Annotated in this window: 18 protein-coding genes; 5 read left to right on the plus strand and 13 right to left on the minus strand. The window is 34.4% G+C overall.

Annotated features, from left to right (window positions below; all coding sequences use genetic code 11):
- Positions 1 to 64 precede the first annotated feature (64 nt).
- Positions 65 to 1117: a ferredoxin--NADP reductase gene (locus tag NAT50_RS11175; RefSeq protein ID WP_250593310.1), complete on the plus strand. Its 1053-nt coding sequence runs from the start codon at positions 65 to 67 to the stop codon at positions 1115 to 1117.
- Between the two features lie 30 nt (positions 1118 to 1147).
- On the opposite strand, the gene NAT50_RS11180 is transcribed toward NAT50_RS11175, so the two are convergent.
- On the minus strand, positions 1148 to 2179 hold the full coding sequence (locus NAT50_RS11180) for a glycosyltransferase family 9 protein (protein WP_250593311.1): 1032 nt from the start codon (positions 2177 to 2179) through the stop codon (positions 1148 to 1150).
- Between the two features lie 12 nt (positions 2180 to 2191).
- Positions 2192 to 2797, minus strand: coding sequence for a DUF4254 domain-containing protein (locus NAT50_RS11185; RefSeq protein WP_250593312.1), 606 nt, complete (start codon positions 2795 to 2797; stop codon positions 2192 to 2194).
- 74 nt (positions 2798 to 2871) lie between these two features.
- Here NAT50_RS11185 and upp point away from each other — a divergent pair, with 74 nt between their 5' ends.
- Entirely contained in the window at positions 2872 to 3525 is a 654-nt protein-coding gene (upp, locus tag NAT50_RS11190; protein WP_250593313.1) for a uracil phosphoribosyltransferase, read from the plus strand.
- Here upp and NAT50_RS11195 read toward each other — a convergent pair.
- Positions 3520 to 4452 carry a DUF6427 family protein gene (locus tag NAT50_RS11195; protein ID WP_250593314.1) on the minus strand — a complete coding sequence of 311 codons (933 nt, stop codon included), beginning with the start codon at positions 4450 to 4452 and terminating at the stop codon, positions 3520 to 3522. The two genes, upp and NAT50_RS11195, sit on opposite strands and share 6 nt — an antisense overlap.
- Before the next feature lie 138 nt (positions 4453 to 4590).
- Here NAT50_RS11195 and NAT50_RS11200 point away from each other — a divergent pair, with 138 nt between their 5' ends.
- Complete coding sequence (locus NAT50_RS11200; RefSeq protein ID WP_250593315.1) at positions 4591 to 4821, plus strand: DUF6341 family protein; 231 nt, start codon at positions 4591 to 4593, stop codon at positions 4819 to 4821.
- Positions 4822 to 4856: 35 nt separating this feature from the next.
- On the opposite strand, the gene purD is transcribed toward NAT50_RS11200, so the two are convergent.
- Positions 4857 to 6131: a phosphoribosylamine--glycine ligase gene (gene purD / locus NAT50_RS11205; RefSeq protein ID WP_250593316.1), complete on the minus strand. Its 1275-nt coding sequence runs from the start codon at positions 6129 to 6131 to the stop codon at positions 4857 to 4859.
- A 112-nt stretch (positions 6132 to 6243) separates the two neighbouring features.
- Here purD and NAT50_RS11210 point away from each other — a divergent pair, with 112 nt between their 5' ends.
- A complete protein-coding gene (locus NAT50_RS11210) occupies positions 6244 to 7554 on the plus strand; it encodes a phenylacetate--CoA ligase family protein (protein ID WP_250593317.1) in 1311 nt (436 codons plus the stop codon).
- On the opposite strand, the gene NAT50_RS11215 is transcribed toward NAT50_RS11210, so the two are convergent.
- From NAT50_RS11215 to NAT50_RS11255, 9 genes are all read right to left on the minus strand, one after another.
- A complete protein-coding gene (locus NAT50_RS11215) occupies positions 7551 to 8303 on the minus strand; it encodes a glycosyltransferase family 2 protein (RefSeq protein WP_250593318.1) in 753 nt (250 codons plus the stop codon). The genes NAT50_RS11210 and NAT50_RS11215 overlap by 4 nt on opposite strands.
- Entirely contained in the window at positions 8304 to 9635 is a 1332-nt protein-coding gene (locus NAT50_RS11220; RefSeq protein WP_250593319.1) for an exopolysaccharide biosynthesis polyprenyl glycosylphosphotransferase, read from the minus strand. It abuts the gene before it with no gap.
- Positions 9636 to 9637: 2 nt separating this feature from the next.
- Complete coding sequence (locus NAT50_RS11225) at positions 9638 to 10621, minus strand: UDP-glucuronic acid decarboxylase family protein (protein ID WP_250593320.1); 984 nt, start codon at positions 10619 to 10621, stop codon at positions 9638 to 9640.
- A gap of 1 nt (position 10622) precedes the next feature.
- Positions 10623 to 11462, minus strand: a complete 840-nt coding sequence (gene rfbD / locus NAT50_RS11230) for a dTDP-4-dehydrorhamnose reductase (RefSeq protein ID WP_250593321.1) — start codon at positions 11460 to 11462, stop codon at positions 10623 to 10625.
- A complete protein-coding gene (gene rfbC, locus NAT50_RS11235) occupies positions 11456 to 12007 on the minus strand; it encodes a dTDP-4-dehydrorhamnose 3,5-epimerase (RefSeq protein ID WP_250593322.1) in 552 nt (183 codons plus the stop codon). Before rfbC ends, rfbD begins: the two co-directional genes overlap by 7 nt.
- On the minus strand, positions 12007 to 13692 hold the full coding sequence (locus tag NAT50_RS11240; protein ID WP_250593323.1) for a DUF6909 family protein: 1686 nt from the start codon (positions 13690 to 13692) through the stop codon (positions 12007 to 12009). Before NAT50_RS11240 ends, rfbC begins: the two co-directional genes overlap by 1 nt.
- Positions 13693 to 13820: 128 nt before the next feature.
- Complete coding sequence (locus NAT50_RS11245; RefSeq protein WP_250593324.1) at positions 13821 to 14696, minus strand: carboxypeptidase-like regulatory domain-containing protein; 876 nt, start codon at positions 14694 to 14696, stop codon at positions 13821 to 13823.
- 9 nt (positions 14697 to 14705) lie between these two features.
- Entirely contained in the window at positions 14706 to 16193 is a 1488-nt protein-coding gene (locus NAT50_RS11250; protein ID WP_250593325.1) for a GH3 auxin-responsive promoter family protein, read from the minus strand.
- A 59-nt stretch (positions 16194 to 16252) separates the two neighbouring features.
- Entirely contained in the window at positions 16253 to 16735 is a 483-nt protein-coding gene (locus NAT50_RS11255) for a peptidase (protein WP_250593326.1), read from the minus strand.
- A gap of 148 nt (positions 16736 to 16883) precedes the next feature.
- On the opposite strand from NAT50_RS11255, the gene tatA reads away from it, so the two are divergent.
- A complete protein-coding gene (gene tatA / locus NAT50_RS11260; protein ID WP_129434322.1) occupies positions 16884 to 17054 on the plus strand; it encodes a twin-arginine translocase TatA/TatE family subunit in 171 nt (56 codons plus the stop codon).
- The last annotated feature ends 25 nt before the right edge of the window (positions 17055 to 17079 follow it).

Here is a 17079-nt window from a genome sequence, read left to right on the forward strand (position 1 = left end):
TAATTTTACTCTATTAGAAATATTCTCGATGTACTTTAGTAATTTTGTCAAAAAACAAATTATCATGTCTACATTCTATAAATTAGCCATAAAAGAAATTACCCGAGAGACTCCTCAGACTATTTCTGTCTTATTTAATGTCCCACTAGAATTTTTAGATTATTACAAATTTATTGCCGGTCAATATGTAAATTTGAAATTGACTCTTGACGGACAAGAAATCAGAAGAGCCTACTCTATTTGTTCGGCACCAAACAGTGGCGAATTACGCATTGCCATTAAAGCTGTAAAGAATGGTCTTTTTTCAACATTTGCCAATGAAAAATTAACAGAAGGCCATGTACTTGAAGTAGGTCTACCAGAAGGTAAATTTATTTTTGAACCGGATCCTAGCAAACAACGAAACTATATGGGATTTGCAGCGGGTAGTGGTATTACTCCAATTCTGTCGATTATTCAATCGGTATTAATAGAAGAGCCGCAAAGCACATTTGTTTTGGTATACGGAAACAAAACACCAGAAGAAACAATTTTTTATAAACAACTTATAGCATTACAACAAAAATATCTTGGTAGATTTTTTGTGCATTTTGTTTATAGTCAAGCTAATGTTGCAGATTCATTCTTTGGAAGAATAGACAAATCGGTTGTAAATAATGTACTTAATGTGAAACATGATGGTAAAGAATTTTCTAAATTCTTCCTATGTGGACCAGAAGAAATGATTAATGTTGTTTCGGGAGTATTAAAAGAGAAAAATGTCCCAGAAAAAAATATCAAATTTGAATTGTTCTCTGCTTCACCAACAGAAAATAAAGTTGACGTTGGCAGTAACGATCATGCTAAAATAACCGTTATTGTTGATTCTGAAGAAACAACCTTTGAAATGTCTTCGAAACAAACCTTATTAGAAGCGGCATTAAAACAAGGTTTAGATGCACCTTATTCTTGTCAAGGGGGCGTATGCAGTAGTTGTATTGCAAGAGTTACAAACGGTCATGCAGTGATGAAAAAGAATTCGGTACTAAACGATAAAGAAATTGCCGATGGTTTGGTTTTAACCTGTCAGGCGCATCCAACAACACCGGAAATTACGGTAGATTTTGACGATGTATAAGAAGTGATAACAAAAAAATAAATTCCAACCTCAGCCGTTGGAATTTATTTTTTGTACCACCTCCGAAGGCAAAATAGTTCGCATGGCATCCTCATAACCTTCGATAATTTTGTTGCCATAAACCGATGTGGGTAATAGTGGATATTGCTTTCTATCCGCAGTGATACAAAATTCATCCGGTTGATTAAAAGGTTTAAACCCTGCAAAAGGATGTGTGGCTCCCCAAAGAGTAATGACTTTAACTCCTAACATGGCCGCTATGTGAGCATTTCCACTATCCATAGACAACATCAGGTCTAAATTCGAAATCAAATCTAATTCTTGTTGAAAATTTATGCTTCCGGCAACAACCACAACATTTTCATGATTCCCTTTTAATTGGTTCAACTTTAAGATTTCTTTTTCTCCACCACCAAATAGAAAAATTTTGACATTGGTTTTAACCAAATCATTGATCACTTCTTGCATTAAGTCTAACGGATAGACTTTTGATGGGTACTGAGCAAAAGGAGCTATGCCAATCCATTTTTGATTTTTGGTTCCTGTAATTTTTAGGATATCATCGGATAAAATTGCTTTTTGAGGAAACTCAATTTTTGTCAAATCTATCGGAAACCCCAATTGTGTAAAAGTATCACAATGTCTTTCAAACATTGACTTTACAGGTTTAAAAACTTTATTTTTGGCCCGAGTCAACGCTTTTTTATCGGCTCTGCCTTTATCGGTAAAAGCCACTTTTTTACCAGATACCGCAAACAATCCTCTAACGATTTTAGAACGAAGCACATTGTGTAAATCCGCTACAGCATCAATGTTACGTTTTTTAAGGTCATTATACAATCGGACTAAACCAATGATTCCTTTGTGGCGCTCGTTTAAATCGACAGCAAAGAAATCTATGTTTTTAATTCCGTTAAAAAAAGGTTTAAAAAAAGGACGAGAAACTACCGTTACTTTTACTTCGGGATACTGCAAAGAAAAAGCTCTCAGCACAGGGACTGTCATTGCAACATCGCCCATAGCTGAAAGCCTTATTACTAAAATGTGTTTGATGTTTGACATCGAAACAGCTTCTTATTTTTTATTTTGATACAAGACCGGATTCAATTCCTCGTCGTTGTACATTTTCATTTGCTTGTACACTTTCATATATTTATCTCCATTTTCAATATCTTCAATTAACTGACTAATGGAAACGAACATGTCATTTTTTTGATCTAATAACACATTCAATTTTTCTTGACATTTTGCACGGTGCTCCGGAGTAGCTTCAGCTCTATGAGCTTCTTCGTTCATGTGATAAATTTTCAGTGCTAAAATAGACAAACGGTCAATAGCCCAAGCTGGACTTTCTGTGTTGATTTTTGCAGAAGGTTTTACCTGAACATCAGCATATTTTTGCAGAAAATAACTGTCGATATATTCTACCATGTCGGTACGAACTTGGTTCGAAGCGTCTATTTTGCGTTTCAAATCTAAGGCAGCAACCGGATCAATTTGTGGATCACGAATAATATCTTCATAATGCCATTGCACGGTGTCTACCCAGTTTTTAGCATATAACAAATGTTCGATAGATCCTTTTTCGTACGGATTTACAAGTGGTTGGTAGACATCATCTTTTATATGATACTCTTGAATACTTCTTTCAAAGATTGGAAAAGCAAATTCTGCAAACATAGTTTTGACTCTTTATTTTTTACAAAAGTAGCGTTTTTTTGTACTTTTATACTCAATTTGTAAAAATTATCAAAATGCATATACATTATATTTCAGAACAAAATAGTATTTTAAATCACTTCCTTACGCAATTACGCGATATTCACATACAAAAAGACAGTATGCGATTTCGCAAAAATATTGAACGTATTGGTGAAATCATGGCCTATGAACTAAGTAAAACTCTGGAATATAAAAATATAGATGTGCAAACTCCCCTTGGAATCAAGCATACTACCACTATTGCCGAACCGGTAGTTTTGTGTTCTATTTTAAGAGCTGGGTTGGCCTTACACCAAGGTTTTATGAATTTTTTTGATAATGCTGAAAACGGATTTGTTTCTGCCTACAGACATCATTACGACAACGATGAAAAATTTGATATTTTAGTTGAATACCAAGCGGCACCATCATTTGAAGGTAAAAATCTTATTTTGATTGATCCCATGTTGGCAACCGGTCAATCTATTGTAGCCGTATTGCATAAACTTCACTTAGAACAAAAACCAAAAGAAATTCATATAGCCGTTGTGATTGCTGCTCCTGAAGGTGTGGAGTATTTGCAAAAGAATTTACCCGAAAACTGTCATTTGTGGGTCGCTGCACTTGACGAAAAACTTAACGAAAAAAACTACATTGTTCCCGGCCTAGGGGATGCGGGTGATTTGGCCTACGGAAGCAAATTATAACAATCGTAAAACGTAATTTACTATACTGGCTAAGATAATGATTCCCAAAATTGATTCTTTTAGCCAGTATTTTTTTATGGTTTCCAAATAATTCGTCAACATAATCGAAACGGGAACAAAAGTAAAAATCAGGTACGTATTGTCTTTATTAGGTGAAATAAAGAAAATGATAAGGCCTAGTATAAAAGCAAAAATTATTTTTTTGTACGAAGATTGTAAATTCAACGGCTTGTGCGTTAAAATAAAAAGCATAGTGAAAAAAGCAATCATAGCTACTATTATATAAAGCCCCAAGGAAAAACTCTGAAAAATATTTTTGATGTAATTCACATCAAAATCTATGGCGATACCGCTACTATAACGAAAAATAAAATCCGGATTAAAGATTAGAGCAAAAAAAGTAGTAATTACTACTACTGTAAAAAATGCTATAAAAGGAATAATCCAATTTCTATAATCACGGGAAACGTGGAAAATGATTGAAATAAACACCAAAAGAATAAACAGAATACTCCAAAAATGAAATAAACTGGCCGCAAAAACCCACAAAGACGCATCAAAGATTTTTTCTTTTGGCGTGACCATAGACTGCATTGAAATTAGTCTTCGCAGCGCCAATAAAATCAGTGCATTTGAAATAATAAGGTTTCCGTTTGAAAAAGTTCCAGGAAAAAGGATAAAAAATATACAAAACAACAGGAACGTATAGCTGTTATCCTTACTCAATCCGTTTTTCTTGGTGATAAAATTAGTAATAAAGAGCGATCCTATTAATACCAATGAAAAAATCACTTTTTCGATAATCTCGTAAACTGAAATAGTTGAATAACTAGTAGTAAACTGATAAATAGCAAAACAAGTTAACAACAATATTGTAATTAAAATATAATTTATTGGTCTTGATTTACTAAAAATGCTTGTTATCATGAGTATATTTTATATTTTTGCTGTGTAAATATAATACATTCGTGACGATACTATAAAACTTACTCCTTCTTTTGAAGAAAAAAGTTACCGTCATCAATGAATTACATGGGATTCTACTAACAAAAAAAACGTAATGATATGAAATCATTTTTTGAAGCAATAGCTTGGTTATTTGAAGAAATTCTTATGGCTCCTCACGACCTAATGCGCTCTTTAGAATTGGATAATTGGTGGATTGCTAACCTCATCAATTGGGTTCTTTGGGGTATTATCTGTTATTATATTGTTTACTGGGTGAAACAATTACAAATTTTCAAAGACAACAACGAAGACGATCAGGATACTACTGCTCATTCTTTCTTAAAATAAAAACAAAAATGCCGCTCGTTTGAAGCGGCATTTTTTTATACTAAATCCTGACCAATATCTTTTCGGAAATACATCCGGTCAAAATGAATCTTCTGAATACTTTCATACGATTTTTTAATGGCTTCTTGAAAATTATCACCATAAGAAGTAACCGCTAAAACGCGTCCGCCATTGGTAACCACCTCATCATTTGCTTGTTTGGTTCCGGCATGAAAAACGATAGAACCATCAACTTCTTTCAATCCAGTGATTATTTTTCCTTTTTCGTACTCTTCCGGATATCCACCCGAAGCTACAATTACTGTAGTAGCGGCTCTTTTATCAATTTCAAGTGTTACTTTTTCTAACTCTTGTTTGGCAACCGCCTGAAATAATTCTAATAAATCCGATTGTATTCTGGGCATTACTACTTCTGTTTCAGGATCACCCATTCGGACATTATATTCAATAACCATAGGTTCTCCCTTCACGTTAATTAACCCGATAAAAATAAAACCTTTATATTCGATACCGTCTTTTTGTAATCCTTCGACCGTGGGTTTTACAATTCGGTTTTCAATTTTTTCCATCAAAACAGCATCTGCGAATGGTACCGGAGAAACAGCTCCCATACCACCGGTATTAAGTCCGGTATCCCCTTCTCCTATTCGTTTGTAATCTTTGGCTGTTGGTAAAATTTTATAGGATTTCCCGTCGGTAAGCACAAAGCAACTCAACTCTATTCCGTCCAAAAACTCCTCGATCACCACTTTAGAAGAAGCTTCTCCAAATTTGGCATCGACCAACATATTGCGCAATTCTTGTTGTGCTTCGGCTAAATCGTTCAAAATTAAAACGCCTTTTCCTGCTGCCAAACCATCAGCTTTTAATACATAAGGGGCACTTAATGTGGTTAAAAATTCACAGCCTTGTTCTACCGTATCTTTGATAAAACTTTCATAACGAGCTGTTGGAATATTATGTCTTATTAGAAATTCTTTCGCAAATTCTTTACTTCCTTCCAATTGTGCTCCCACTTTTGACGGTCCGATTACTGTAATATGACTAATTTGTGGATCACCTTTAAAAAAATCATAAATTCCTTGAACCAAAGGATCTTCAGGTCCTACTACCACCATATCGATTTGGTGATCAAGAACAAATGATTTAACCGATTGAAAGTCTAAAGGGTTCAAGTTTACATTGGTTGCCAATGGTGCCGTACCGGCATTACCCGGTGCTACAAAAAGCTGATGACATAAAGGACTTTGAAGCATTTTCCAAGCCAAAGCGTGTTCACGACCGCCTGACCCTAAAAGAAGAATTGTCATAGTATTGTGTTGTTGTTTTGTTATGCAAAAATAGCTTGTTTTGGACAGAAAAAAAACATTTATAAATCGACTTTGTAAACCATATTTTATATTTTTGGGCAAATCTTACATTATGATTCGGTTTTTTGATTGGTCTTTACGGTTAAACGGTTTCCAAATAAAGGAAGCAATTGCCGAATTCAATTCGATTCTCTCATTATCAGAATCCGAATACCAAGAGTTCATTGAAAATAAAAAAAGAGAAATTATAGCCTTTCACTTAAAAAATAATGATTACTACCGAAAATTTATTGGAGATCACTCTGTAAAAAACTGGAATGATATTCCGGTAATGACTAAAAAAGATTTTCAAAAATCTTTATCAGAAAGGCTTTCGCGAGGTTTTACTGAAAAAACGGTTTTTAAAAATAAAACTTCGGGTTCCAGCGGTGACCCTTTTGTTTTTGCCAAAGACAAATATGCTCATGCCATCACCTGGGCTTCAATTATTTACCGTTTTGGCTGGTATGGTATTGATTTCAACAAATCCTATCAGGCAAGGTTTTACGGAATTCCATTAGATTTTATTGGCTACACCAAAGAGCGAATCAAAGATTTTTTTGGGGGACGTTATCGATTTACTATTTTCGATTTATCGGATGCTGTATTGGAAAAAGTACTTCAAAAATTCAAACAAAAGAAATTTGATTACATTAACGGTTACACCAGTTCAATAGTATTGTTTGCAAAATTCTTGCAACAGAGAAATATTGTTTTAACTAATGTTTGTCCAACACTAAAAGTATGCATGGTTACCTCCGAAATGCTTTTTGAAGAAGATAAAATCTTGATGGAAAAACAATTTGGAATCCCAATTGTTAATGAATATGGAGCTTCTGAATTGGATTTGATTGCTTTTCAAAATCCTGCCGGAGAATGGCAAGTCAATACGGAAACCTTGTTTGTGGAAATCCTGGATGAAAATAACCAGCCCGTTCCTAATGGCACCGAAGGCAAAGTAGTAATTACTTCTTTGTTCAACAAGGCTCACCCGTTTATCCGTTATGATATTGGTGACATTGGGATTTTAGACGAAAAAAGCTTTGGCAAAAAAACCATTCTGAAAAAACTGATTGGTCGAACTAATGATGTGGCGATTTTGCCGAGTGGAAAAAAATCGCCCGGATTGACCTTTTATTATGTGACCAAAAGTATTATTGAAGACGATGGAAATGTGAAAGAATTCATTATCAAACAAACCAAAATTGATTCGTTTGAAATTCACTATGTCAGTGAAACCGAATTGACTTTAGTGCAAATAGACAAAATAAAACAAGCCATTGACTTGTATTTGGAGCCTAGATTGCATTTTACGTTTCATCGAAAAGAATCGTTAGAAAGAACTGCTAGAGGAAAACTAAAACAATTTCAGCGTTTGCTTTAGTTTCTATACTTTAAAAAACCTCTCACCATCCAATGAATCATATAATAAACCGATTGAAAAATGGATAGTTTTTCAACTTCGCGGTAAAATTGCCATTGGTATTTTATCAATGCTTTTTTATCTCTGGAAAGGGAATTTTCTCGTATACGGTAAATGGCTTTAGGTTCTTTAATTCCGTGAGCAAAAGGAATTTCTTTCAAATACTTTAACCATAAGCCCATGTCTTGTCTTTTACGAATATCGGGCATTAGTTTTACACCTAATTTTTTGACATCAATAAAAGCGGTAAGACAACTGATCGAATTGGTTTTTAAAATATCTGTGTAAGTAACTTTTGGAGGCACAATGAAATCTGAATAGACAAATTGTAAATTTTCATTGGATCTTCTGTAGGAAGAAAATACAAATGGAATTCCTGTGTTGTTTATAGTAGCAATACTGTTGGTAATAAAATCGGCAAACCAAATATCATCTGCATCCAGAAAAGTCATATAATCACCTCTTACTAATTTAATGGCCTCGTTTCTGGCTTTAGATGCTCCGGAATTTTTATGCAACCGAATTAAATGAATGCGATGGTCCTCTTCCATAAAATGCTGAATGATATCAACTGTTTTATCCAATGAACAATCGTCGACAATTAACATTTCCCAGTTTGAATAGGTTTGGTTTTGAACCGATTGAATCGTTTCAGTAATAAATTTTTCTGAATTGTATGTTGGAGTAATTATAGATACCAGCCCGTTCATTTAATACGCTTTTTCGTCGCCTAAAATAAAATTTTTAATTGTAATCAGTATTATTTTAATATCAAGAAATAAGGTCCAATTTTCGATATAATACAAATCAAATTTTAAACGATTTTCCACATCTTTATCCGTGATTACTTCCCCTCTAAATCCATTTACTTGCGCTAAACCCGTTACTCCTGGTCGTATGTAATGACGTTCCATAAATTTATCAAAACGACGGGCATACTCTTCGTTAACACTCAGCATATGCGGCCGCGGTCCCACCACAGACATGTCTCCTAAAAAGACGTTGATAAATTGCGGCATTTCATCGATACTCGATTTTCTTAAGAATTTACCCAGTCTGGTAATTCGTGTATCATTTTTAGAAGCTAACTCAATATCCGCAGTTGCATTGACCAACATGGATCTAAACTTGATACAATCAAATTCTTCATTATCCAATCCGTGGCGTTTTTGCTTAAAAAAAACAGGCCCTTTTGAATCCATTTTTATCAATAAAGCAATTATGGGTATTAACCAAGAGAGTACAAAAATGATAATGAATAGTGAAAATACTATGTCAAAAATTCGCTTAAGCCAATAATTAAACCATATTTCTAGAGGTGTTTTTCTGATTGAAATTAAAGGGATGTATCCATAATAATCTAAAAACATATTATGAGATAACGCCGAATTGTCAGGAATTAACTTGATTGTTTTAAAATTACTGTGTGCAAAAGCAATAATTTCATCCGAACAGTCTTTTGAAACGCTATTAAGATCACAGTATATTTCATCGGTTTTATTTTGAAAAACGAATTGGATTATTTCTGAAATGGAAATAGTATTCGAAAAAAGCATTTGTAATTTGTAGCCAAAATCAGCATTTTTTTTAAAGAAATCCGACAATTCTTGGCTCTTCTCGCTTTGTCCTATAATAATTACATTTCGGTAATTTCCACCAAGTATTTTCCTGTACTTCCGGAGTACATAAAAAATTCCGAATTTAAAAAAACCAACAAGTACTGTTAAAAAAAGTAAGTATTTAATAACTATCGCAACAGAGACTACCCTTTGAGTAGTAAATAACAATGTTATAAATACCAATGAAAATAAGGCTAACTGTTTGAATATTTTTACTACAATATCACTTTGAGACGTAAAACGATATACTTCGTAAAAGTTCGTAAAATTGGCTATAACTGTCCATAATAACAGAAGTACTATTGTACTTTTAAATCCAAACGTAATACTCGGAAAAGCAAAAAGCAATAACCAGACGATCAAAAGAAAGTCTATCAAATAAGAAATAGGTCTGATGTATTTAGAATACCTACCTACTGACATTATTACTTAATAAAATCTTTAAAATCTTTATGAGCTTCTTTTAAAAGTTCTTCTTTGGGTAGGGATTTAAAATATTCGTACGTTAATTTCATACCTTCACTTCGGGAAACCTTAGCTTCCCAACCTAAAATTTCTTTGGCTTTTGTAGTATCAGGTTGACGCTGTAACGGATCATTTTCCGGTAGCGGATGGTATACAATTTTTTGTTCCGTACCTGTTAGTTTAATAATTTCTTCCGCAAAATCTTTGATAGTGATTTCGTCCGGATTACCTATATTCACCGGGTACGCATAATCCGAAAGCAACAAACGATAAATTCCTTCTACCTGATCATCTACGTAGCAAAAAGAGCGTGTTTGCATTCCGTCTCCAAAAATGGTTAAATCTTCGCCTCGCAATGCCTGACCAATAAATGCTGGAATTACACGACCGTCATTCAGTCGCATTCTAGGTCCATAGGTATTAAAAATACGAACAATACGGGTTTCTAATCCATGAAAACGATGGTAGGCCATTGTAATAGATTCCTGAAAACGTTTCGCTTCATCATATACACCACGCGGTCCGATAGTATTAACATTTCCATAATATTCTTCGGTTTGTGGGTGTACTAAAGGATCTCCATACACTTCTGACGTAGAAGCTATCAAGATTCTTGCTTTTTTAACTCTTGCTAAACCCAAAAGATTATGGGTTCCTAATGATCCTACTTTTAGAGTTTGTATCGGAATTTTTAAATAATCGATAGGACTAGCCGGAGAAGCAAAATGCAAAATATAGTCTAATTCACCTGGAACATATACAAACTTAGAAACATCATGATGGTAAAACTCAAAATGTTCTAATTTGAACAAATGTTCAATATTTTTAAGATCTCCCGTAATTAAATTATCCATTCCTATTACGTGGTATCCTTCTTTTATAAAACGATCGCATAAATGTGATCCTAAAAATCCTGCTGCTCCTGTAATTAAAACTCTTTTCATTTTATTTGGTTTGTAGCAAACTTTCCTGCCACGATTTTATATTAATGTCAAATATCGTTTTTATTTTAGTCTTATCCAAGACACTGTATGCGGGTCTTTTCGCCGGTGTGGGATACGCTTCAGTAGGAATAGGGTTTACTGTTGTGGAAATTGCATTGACTCTGAAAATTTCTTTGGCAAAGTCGTACCAGGAACAAACTCCTTCATTACTGAAATTATAAATCCCATACATAGTACTATTTGATTGTATAATTGTAAGTAAAGTTTCTGCCAAATCTACAGCGTTTGTAGGTGTTCCGATCTGATCATTCACCACATTCAAAGCGTCCCTATCAAGGGCAAGTCGCAACATGGTTTTCATGAAATTGTTCCCAAACTGAGAATACACCCAAGAAGTACGAATGATAAAATGTTTATCGCAATGAGCTGTCACTTCATTTTCACCTTCTAATTTCGTTTTTCCGTATATCCCAATAGGATTGGTGGTATCTGTTTCTGTATAAGGTACCGAAGCCGTTCCATCAAAAACAAAATCGGTTGAAATATGAAGCAACGTAGTTCCTGATTTTTGACATGCTTTGGCTAAATATTGAGATCCAAGAACATTGATTCGATAAGCCTTATCCGATTCTGATTCTGCTTTATCTACGGCAGTATATGCCGCGGTATTAATACAATAATCGATACTGTTTTGATCAAAAAAAGTAGTAACACGATCTTCATTAGTGATATCCAAATCGTTCGAAGAAGCAAAAATAAATTGAATTTCGGGATATTTTGAAGCTATAAAAGCAATGGATTGTCCCAACTGACCCGAAGCTCCTGTGACTAAAACTACCATACTTTTTTAGCATTTTCCAATGTTGGTAATATTTTATCCTTCTCGGAAATAATCAAATTTTCGATAGGAAATTCCCAGTTAATATTTACCGTTGGATCATTGTAAATTAATCCTCCTTCGCTGGCAGCATTGTAAAAATTATCGCACTTATAAAAAAAAGTAGCCGTTTCACTTAAGACTAAAAAGCCATGTGCAAAACCTCGAGGTACAAAAAATTGTTTCTTATTTTCACCCGAAAGGACTACAGAATAATACTGACCGTAAGTGGGAGAATCCGGACGTAAATCGACTGCCACGTCTAATACCTCACCTTCCAACACGCGAACCAGTTTAGCCTGTGCGTGCTCACCGCATTGATAATGCAGACCGCGAAGTACCCCTTGGGTTGAATACGATTGATTGTCCTGAACAAAATTGATTTTTTGTCCAATTCCTTTTTCAAAAATGTTTTGATTAAAGCTTTCCATGAAATAACCGCGATCATCATGGAAAACTTTGGGTTCTATTACAAAACAACCGGAAAGGTTTGTCTCTGTGAATATCATTAGCTATTAAAAATTTGCTCTAAAATTTTAATTGTAATCAAGTAGGTTGGTTTTACTCCTGTCGTTCCTAAACCACCAGAGGCCAATGTACTACCGGTTTCAAGCGGATTATCCGAAGCATAATAAGCGTAACGAACTTTTACATCCGGATTAATACTCTTACGAATTTTAGAAGCCGATTGGATTGCCTTCTGGTAATACGCTCCTTCCATTTCTAATCCGATAGCTCCCCAAGTAGACTCGTGGAAAAACTTTAACAAGTCTCTATTTTGAAGAGAGGTTCCCAATACCGTAATCATAGGTCCGGCATATACAGGGATATCATTGCCTTCAAACATCTCCTTTGTTAATTCATTATGGAAAGGATAGTTGTCTGCCGTTCCTTCATTGACATGCGCACTAGGAATCATAATGTCTCCTTTACCACCTTCTAAAATACCCGCTTTCCCCATAATAGAGACCGATTCTACATTCAGGAACGTTTTCTTCTTGTCCACTTTATACGGTTTCAAAAGTTCATCGATGGTTTCAAAGGCCTGTTCTCCAAAAGCGTAATCCATAACAATTAACACCGGAGCCTCTTTGCCTATTTTTGCTGTAGGGAAAGCTGTTTTTTTCCAATCGAATTTAGCCGTATCAAAAATTTGAACATCAATATTAGTTCCTGAAGTATCCGGCAAAGAAATCATTCCGTTTTGTAAAGCGAAATCTTCAACTTTTTTTCGTAATTCCTTGTTTCCTGAAGCCGATAAATCTTCATAAATCTGATATTCTCCTTTTCCTTTATACTTTGAAGCTAACACGGCCGGAGCGAAAACCGAGTTCATCACACTGTGCATATTGGCACTAATAATATGAATTGGTCTTTCTAATAATCCATTATTCGCTAATACTTCTTTAATATTGGTAGCCCAAATATCTCCATAGATATGGTGCCCCAAACGCTCTCTTAAAATTGGACTAAAAGTGATAGTTCTCTTGTTATCATCAACTACTTCTTCAATAGCTAGTTTTCCTAACCAGTACACAATATGCAAGAAACGATCTGGCGAAGCTGCATTTCCAAAATCATCGTAAATATCGCTCACCTCAGCAAAAGTTCTACCTAAAACGTTAGCCGCATGAGAAATAGCTTTTTCTCTTTCTACTAATGTTAATTTTTTAGACTGTAATGCTGCTTGCTCTAATTTTTCCCAATCACGAGATACTCTACCTTCATCATCAATTAAAACTTTATCTTTTATTTTATGTGATTCGATGAAAATAAAAGTAAGATGTGTTAAAATATCATAGATATCCGAACGCCCTCTAGTAATTTCCACATTCATTTGTTCATCGTCAATACGATAACAATTTCTGCGACGTTTAGGAGGCACTATAGGTTGAAAATGTGATTTTGAATACCCTTCGTCTGAAGTTAAATTAATGTATCGACATTCTTCAATTCCAACCGGTAAACGTTCGATTACGTATAATAATCCGTTTAATTCCACTTTTTCTTCGGCAATTGAACCGTAGATTTCGGGGCGAAGCTCTAACAAAGCTTCTCGTAAAGTTTCACCTGAAACACCCATGGGTTTATAAAAACCTCTGTTAAATAAATGTCTCATGGTAATGTACAGTCGTTCGATAGCTGCCGACGACTCTTGCGCTCTAGAGCGCGAAATGTTCTTGATTTCTTTCATCTATATTTATTTATCTATTCTCTATTTTAGTTAGGAAAGCATTTTTTTGACACATAACTCTCACCTTCTTCTTTGCAAGTTTTGCTTTCCTTTTTTATTTTTAACCCGCAAAAGTACAATTTTTATTTTTAGTTCGTTAGAATTAGATGAATAGCTGGTTCAAAAACCTTCGCTTTCAGTACTTTTCCATCACTATCCTTTTTAGATTCTTTTTGCCAACTACCTCCCATAAAGGTATAAGTGTATTCGCGATCTACGAAGCTATAAAAAGGTAACGGGTAATAAACTCTTTGGATTTTTGGTTTATTGGGATCGGCCGTAGCAACGGTTTTTTCTAACTTATTCTTTTCAATAAAAAGTCTTTCCACCGCCACAAACAATCCTTTTTTCGGGAAAATTAAATTCAATTTTGAGAGATCGAACCAAGTTCTTCTCGAACCTTTTTTAACAGAAACAATATAATCTTTTTCTAATAGTTCATCACCAGGAAGACCATCGGGATTTACCTCATAGAAATGTATTTTAACCGAAGCGTCCTCCAAAGCATTTTCTGTGAAAATAGAAATTTTCTTAATAAACTTTGTTTTGGCATAACTTTGCTGGTATGGAAAAAATTTAGCATCAAACTTGGGACCGTTTTCAAAAGCCTGATGCAAAGAGTTTTCGGACTTACCGATCTCGATTTGTTTGGTTTCTTTTTTATTTACAATAGACACTTCCCCGAGTTCATATGTAGTTGAAGGTAAAACCACTAACATATTTTCCGAAGCGCTGATTTTCTTTTTTTCATATCCCAAAGCCGAAAAAACAAGTGTTTTACCTTCTTTGATGGCTAGAGAAAATGTTCCGTCTACATCAGAAGAAGTTCCAATATTTTCTTGTTCTACCACAATATTTACGTAAGGAACGGGTAGATTATTTTCATCTACTACCTTTCCCTTGATTTGCGAAAAAAGAGAAATGCTAAACCATGAAAATAAAAAAATCAGCGTGTTTAATTTCATCTTTAATCGTTATTGATTTGTGAAAAAATCGGCGATCTTTCTATCATTGGCTAATCTTGGCAATTTGTTTTGACCTCCTAATTTTCCAATAGATTTCATATAGTTTTGAAAACCATTTTTAGCCACCTTACTAATTACCAAAGTACGCAGTACATGTCCAGAAATTAAATCGTCGTAGTATACATTTTGCTTCCGCATAGCCTGATCCAACTGTAAAGCAAAAGCCTCTAAGTCATCGGGTTCATTTTCAAATTCAATAAACCATTCGTGATAAGGCAGTCCTTGGGATGGATTAATTTGTGGGGCTACGGTAAACTCATTCACGCGCACCGATGTTCCGATCATTGCTTCTTGTAAAGCACTTTCTACTTCTTTACCAATGACGTGTTCTCCAAATGCTGATATGTAATGTTTTATTCTTCCAGAAACAATAACCCTGTAGGGTTCTAAGCTGGTAAATTGAATCGTATCTCCAATATTATAACCCCAAAGACCGGCATTGGTCGATAAAATCAAAACGTAGTTGATGCCCCGTTCGACTTCACCAATGGTATATCTTCGCGGATTTTCGGTAAAAAATTCGTCTGCTTTTATGAACTCGTAAAAAATTCCTGAATTCAACAACAACAACATTCCTTTTTCTTTTTGAGAATCCTGATAAGCAAAAAAGCCTTCAGAAGCCGGAAAAAGTTCTATAGCATCTACTTTTCTACCGATTAAGTTTTCGAATTTAGCACGGTACGGTTCGTAATTCACTCCTCCGTATATAAATAAGTTGAAGTTTTTGAAAATTTCACCTACGGGTTTATTGGCTTTCTCTTTCAGTTTTTCAAAATACATTTGTACCCAAGAAGGAATCCCGGAAATAACCGTCATATTTTCTGGAAATGTTTCCTCCACGATCGCTTCTACTTTGGTTTCCCAGTCTTCTATACAATTAGTTTCCCAAGAAGGCATTCGGTTTTTTTGTAAATATTTAGGAACATAATGTGCCACTATACCAGACAATCGGCCTAACTTGATACCATTTTTTTCTTCTAGGATAGGACTTCCTTGTAAGAAAATCATTTTTCCGTTCACAAAATCAGCCTTACCCGTTTCATTGATATAGCTTAAAATCGCATTTCGGGCTGCTTCAATGTGAAACGGCATTGATTCTTTTGTTAAGGGAATATATTTGGCTCCCGAGGTGGTTCCTGAAGTTTTGGCAAAATAAATCGGCTTTCCTTTCCAGAGAATATTTTCTTCTCCTTTAACCACTCGATCAATATAAGGACGTAAGGCTTCGTAGTCTCTTACCGGAACTCGTTGGGCAAAATCTTCGAACGTATGGATTTGATCAAAATGATGATCCTGACCAAATTGGGTTGACTTGGCCTGACGGATTAAATCCTGAAAAACCTTTTGTTGCGTTGCTACCGGATTGGTAGCCCATTTTTGGGTTTTGTAGTGTATATATTTTGCAAATTGCTTAGCAATTAATGACTTAATAGACATTTATTTTGTGGGTATTATGTTTTTCTTTTCCGAAATTTAAAACGTAACGCGTATTTTATTTACTTTTTTTGTGCTTCTTCTTGTACTTGTTTACGAAGTTCCATTTCGGCTTTACTTACTTCTAAATCATATTCGGAAGGATCGACATAATCTGAAGCTAAGATCGAATCTTTGTTGACTTTGGCGTATTCTAAATCTCCTGTTAGTACTTTCTTTAAAGATTTGATATATTCATCGTTCTTTTTCAACTGAAATTCTAATGAGTCCGATTTGATTCCCAACAAAAGTGCATTTTTCTTTAACTCTGTTGACGAATAGCCGGGAATATACTCCCGTAACGAAGTAAATGCAATTAAATAACTAGTTAAGGAGATTAGAAAAATAGCTCCTATGCTACCGAAAACAAAAACGTTTAAAATACTCAGTTTCAGCGAAAACTGTTCTTCAAATGTTTCTTCATTAACAATAACCAAACGACGACGCGCTTTTATGGCATCAAAAAAAGCTTTTCTTCTTAGTTTTTTTAATCGTTTTTTAGGCATAATTCATCGCACTTATAGTTACAAATATAGCAATTTCGGGATTTTGAATCGTAATAAATAATAATTCGTTAAAAATTAAAACTCTTGTGCTTTTCTTTAATATATTTGCTGAATAATTCAAATGCTGAAAAGCATAAAATAAAGTATCATGGGAAGATTTGGAACTACTGAAATTATTGTAATATTAGTTGTTGTTTTATTACTTTTTGGAGGTAAAAAAATACCTGAATTAATGAAAGGTTTAGGAAGTGGATTGAATGAGTTCAAAAAAGCTTCTAAAGGTGAAGATACCACGAAAAAAGACGAAACTAAAGAATAATTCCGATTAGGTATTTACTTCATTT

The sequence above is a fragment of the Flavobacterium luminosum genome, from assembly GCF_023635005.1.
Classification (GTDB): domain Bacteria; phylum Bacteroidota; class Bacteroidia; order Flavobacteriales; family Flavobacteriaceae; genus Flavobacterium; species Flavobacterium luminosum.

Bases quoted from the DNA above. Each gene is read 5' to 3' on its own strand.
- NAT50_RS11175 (WP_250593310.1), top strand. From the start codon at position 65: ATGTCTACATTCTATAAATTAGCCATAAAAGAAATTACCCGAGAGACT.
- NAT50_RS11180 (WP_250593311.1), bottom strand. From the start codon at position 2,179: ATGTCAAACATCAAACACATTTTAGTAATAAGGCTTTCAGCTATGGGC.
- NAT50_RS11185 (WP_250593312.1), bottom strand. From the start codon at position 2,797: ATGTTTGCAGAATTTGCTTTTCCAATCTTTGAAAGAAGTATTCAAGAG.
- upp (WP_250593313.1), top strand. From the start codon at position 2,872: ATGCATATACATTATATTTCAGAACAAAATAGTATTTTAAATCACTTC.
- NAT50_RS11195 (WP_250593314.1), bottom strand. From the start codon at position 4,452: ATGATAACAAGCATTTTTAGTAAATCAAGACCAATAAATTATATTTTA.
- NAT50_RS11200 (WP_250593315.1), top strand. From the start codon at position 4,591: ATGAAATCATTTTTTGAAGCAATAGCTTGGTTATTTGAAGAAATTCTT.
- purD (WP_250593316.1), bottom strand. From the start codon at position 6,131: ATGACAATTCTTCTTTTAGGGTCAGGCGGTCGTGAACACGCTTTGGCT.
- NAT50_RS11210 (WP_250593317.1), top strand. From the start codon at position 6,244: ATGATTCGGTTTTTTGATTGGTCTTTACGGTTAAACGGTTTCCAAATA.
- NAT50_RS11215 (WP_250593318.1), bottom strand. From the start codon at position 8,303: ATGAACGGGCTGGTATCTATAATTACTCCAACATACAATTCAGAAAAA.
- NAT50_RS11220 (WP_250593319.1), bottom strand. From the start codon at position 9,635: ATGTCAGTAGGTAGGTATTCTAAATACATCAGACCTATTTCTTATTTG.
- NAT50_RS11225 (WP_250593320.1), bottom strand. From the start codon at position 10,621: ATGAAAAGAGTTTTAATTACAGGAGCAGCAGGATTTTTAGGATCACAT.
- rfbD (WP_250593321.1), bottom strand. From the start codon at position 11,462: ATGGTAGTTTTAGTCACAGGAGCTTCGGGTCAGTTGGGACAATCCATT.
- rfbC (WP_250593322.1), bottom strand. From the start codon at position 12,007: ATGATATTCACAGAGACAAACCTTTCCGGTTGTTTTGTAATAGAACCC.
- NAT50_RS11240 (WP_250593323.1), bottom strand. From the start codon at position 13,692: ATGAAAGAAATCAAGAACATTTCGCGCTCTAGAGCGCAAGAGTCGTCG.
- NAT50_RS11245 (WP_250593324.1), bottom strand. From the start codon at position 14,696: ATGAAATTAAACACGCTGATTTTTTTATTTTCATGGTTTAGCATTTCT.
- NAT50_RS11250 (WP_250593325.1), bottom strand. From the start codon at position 16,193: ATGTCTATTAAGTCATTAATTGCTAAGCAATTTGCAAAATATATACAC.
- NAT50_RS11255 (WP_250593326.1), bottom strand. From the start codon at position 16,735: ATGCCTAAAAAACGATTAAAAAAACTAAGAAGAAAAGCTTTTTTTGAT.
- tatA (WP_129434322.1), top strand. From the start codon at position 16,884: ATGGGAAGATTTGGAACTACTGAAATTATTGTAATATTAGTTGTTGTT.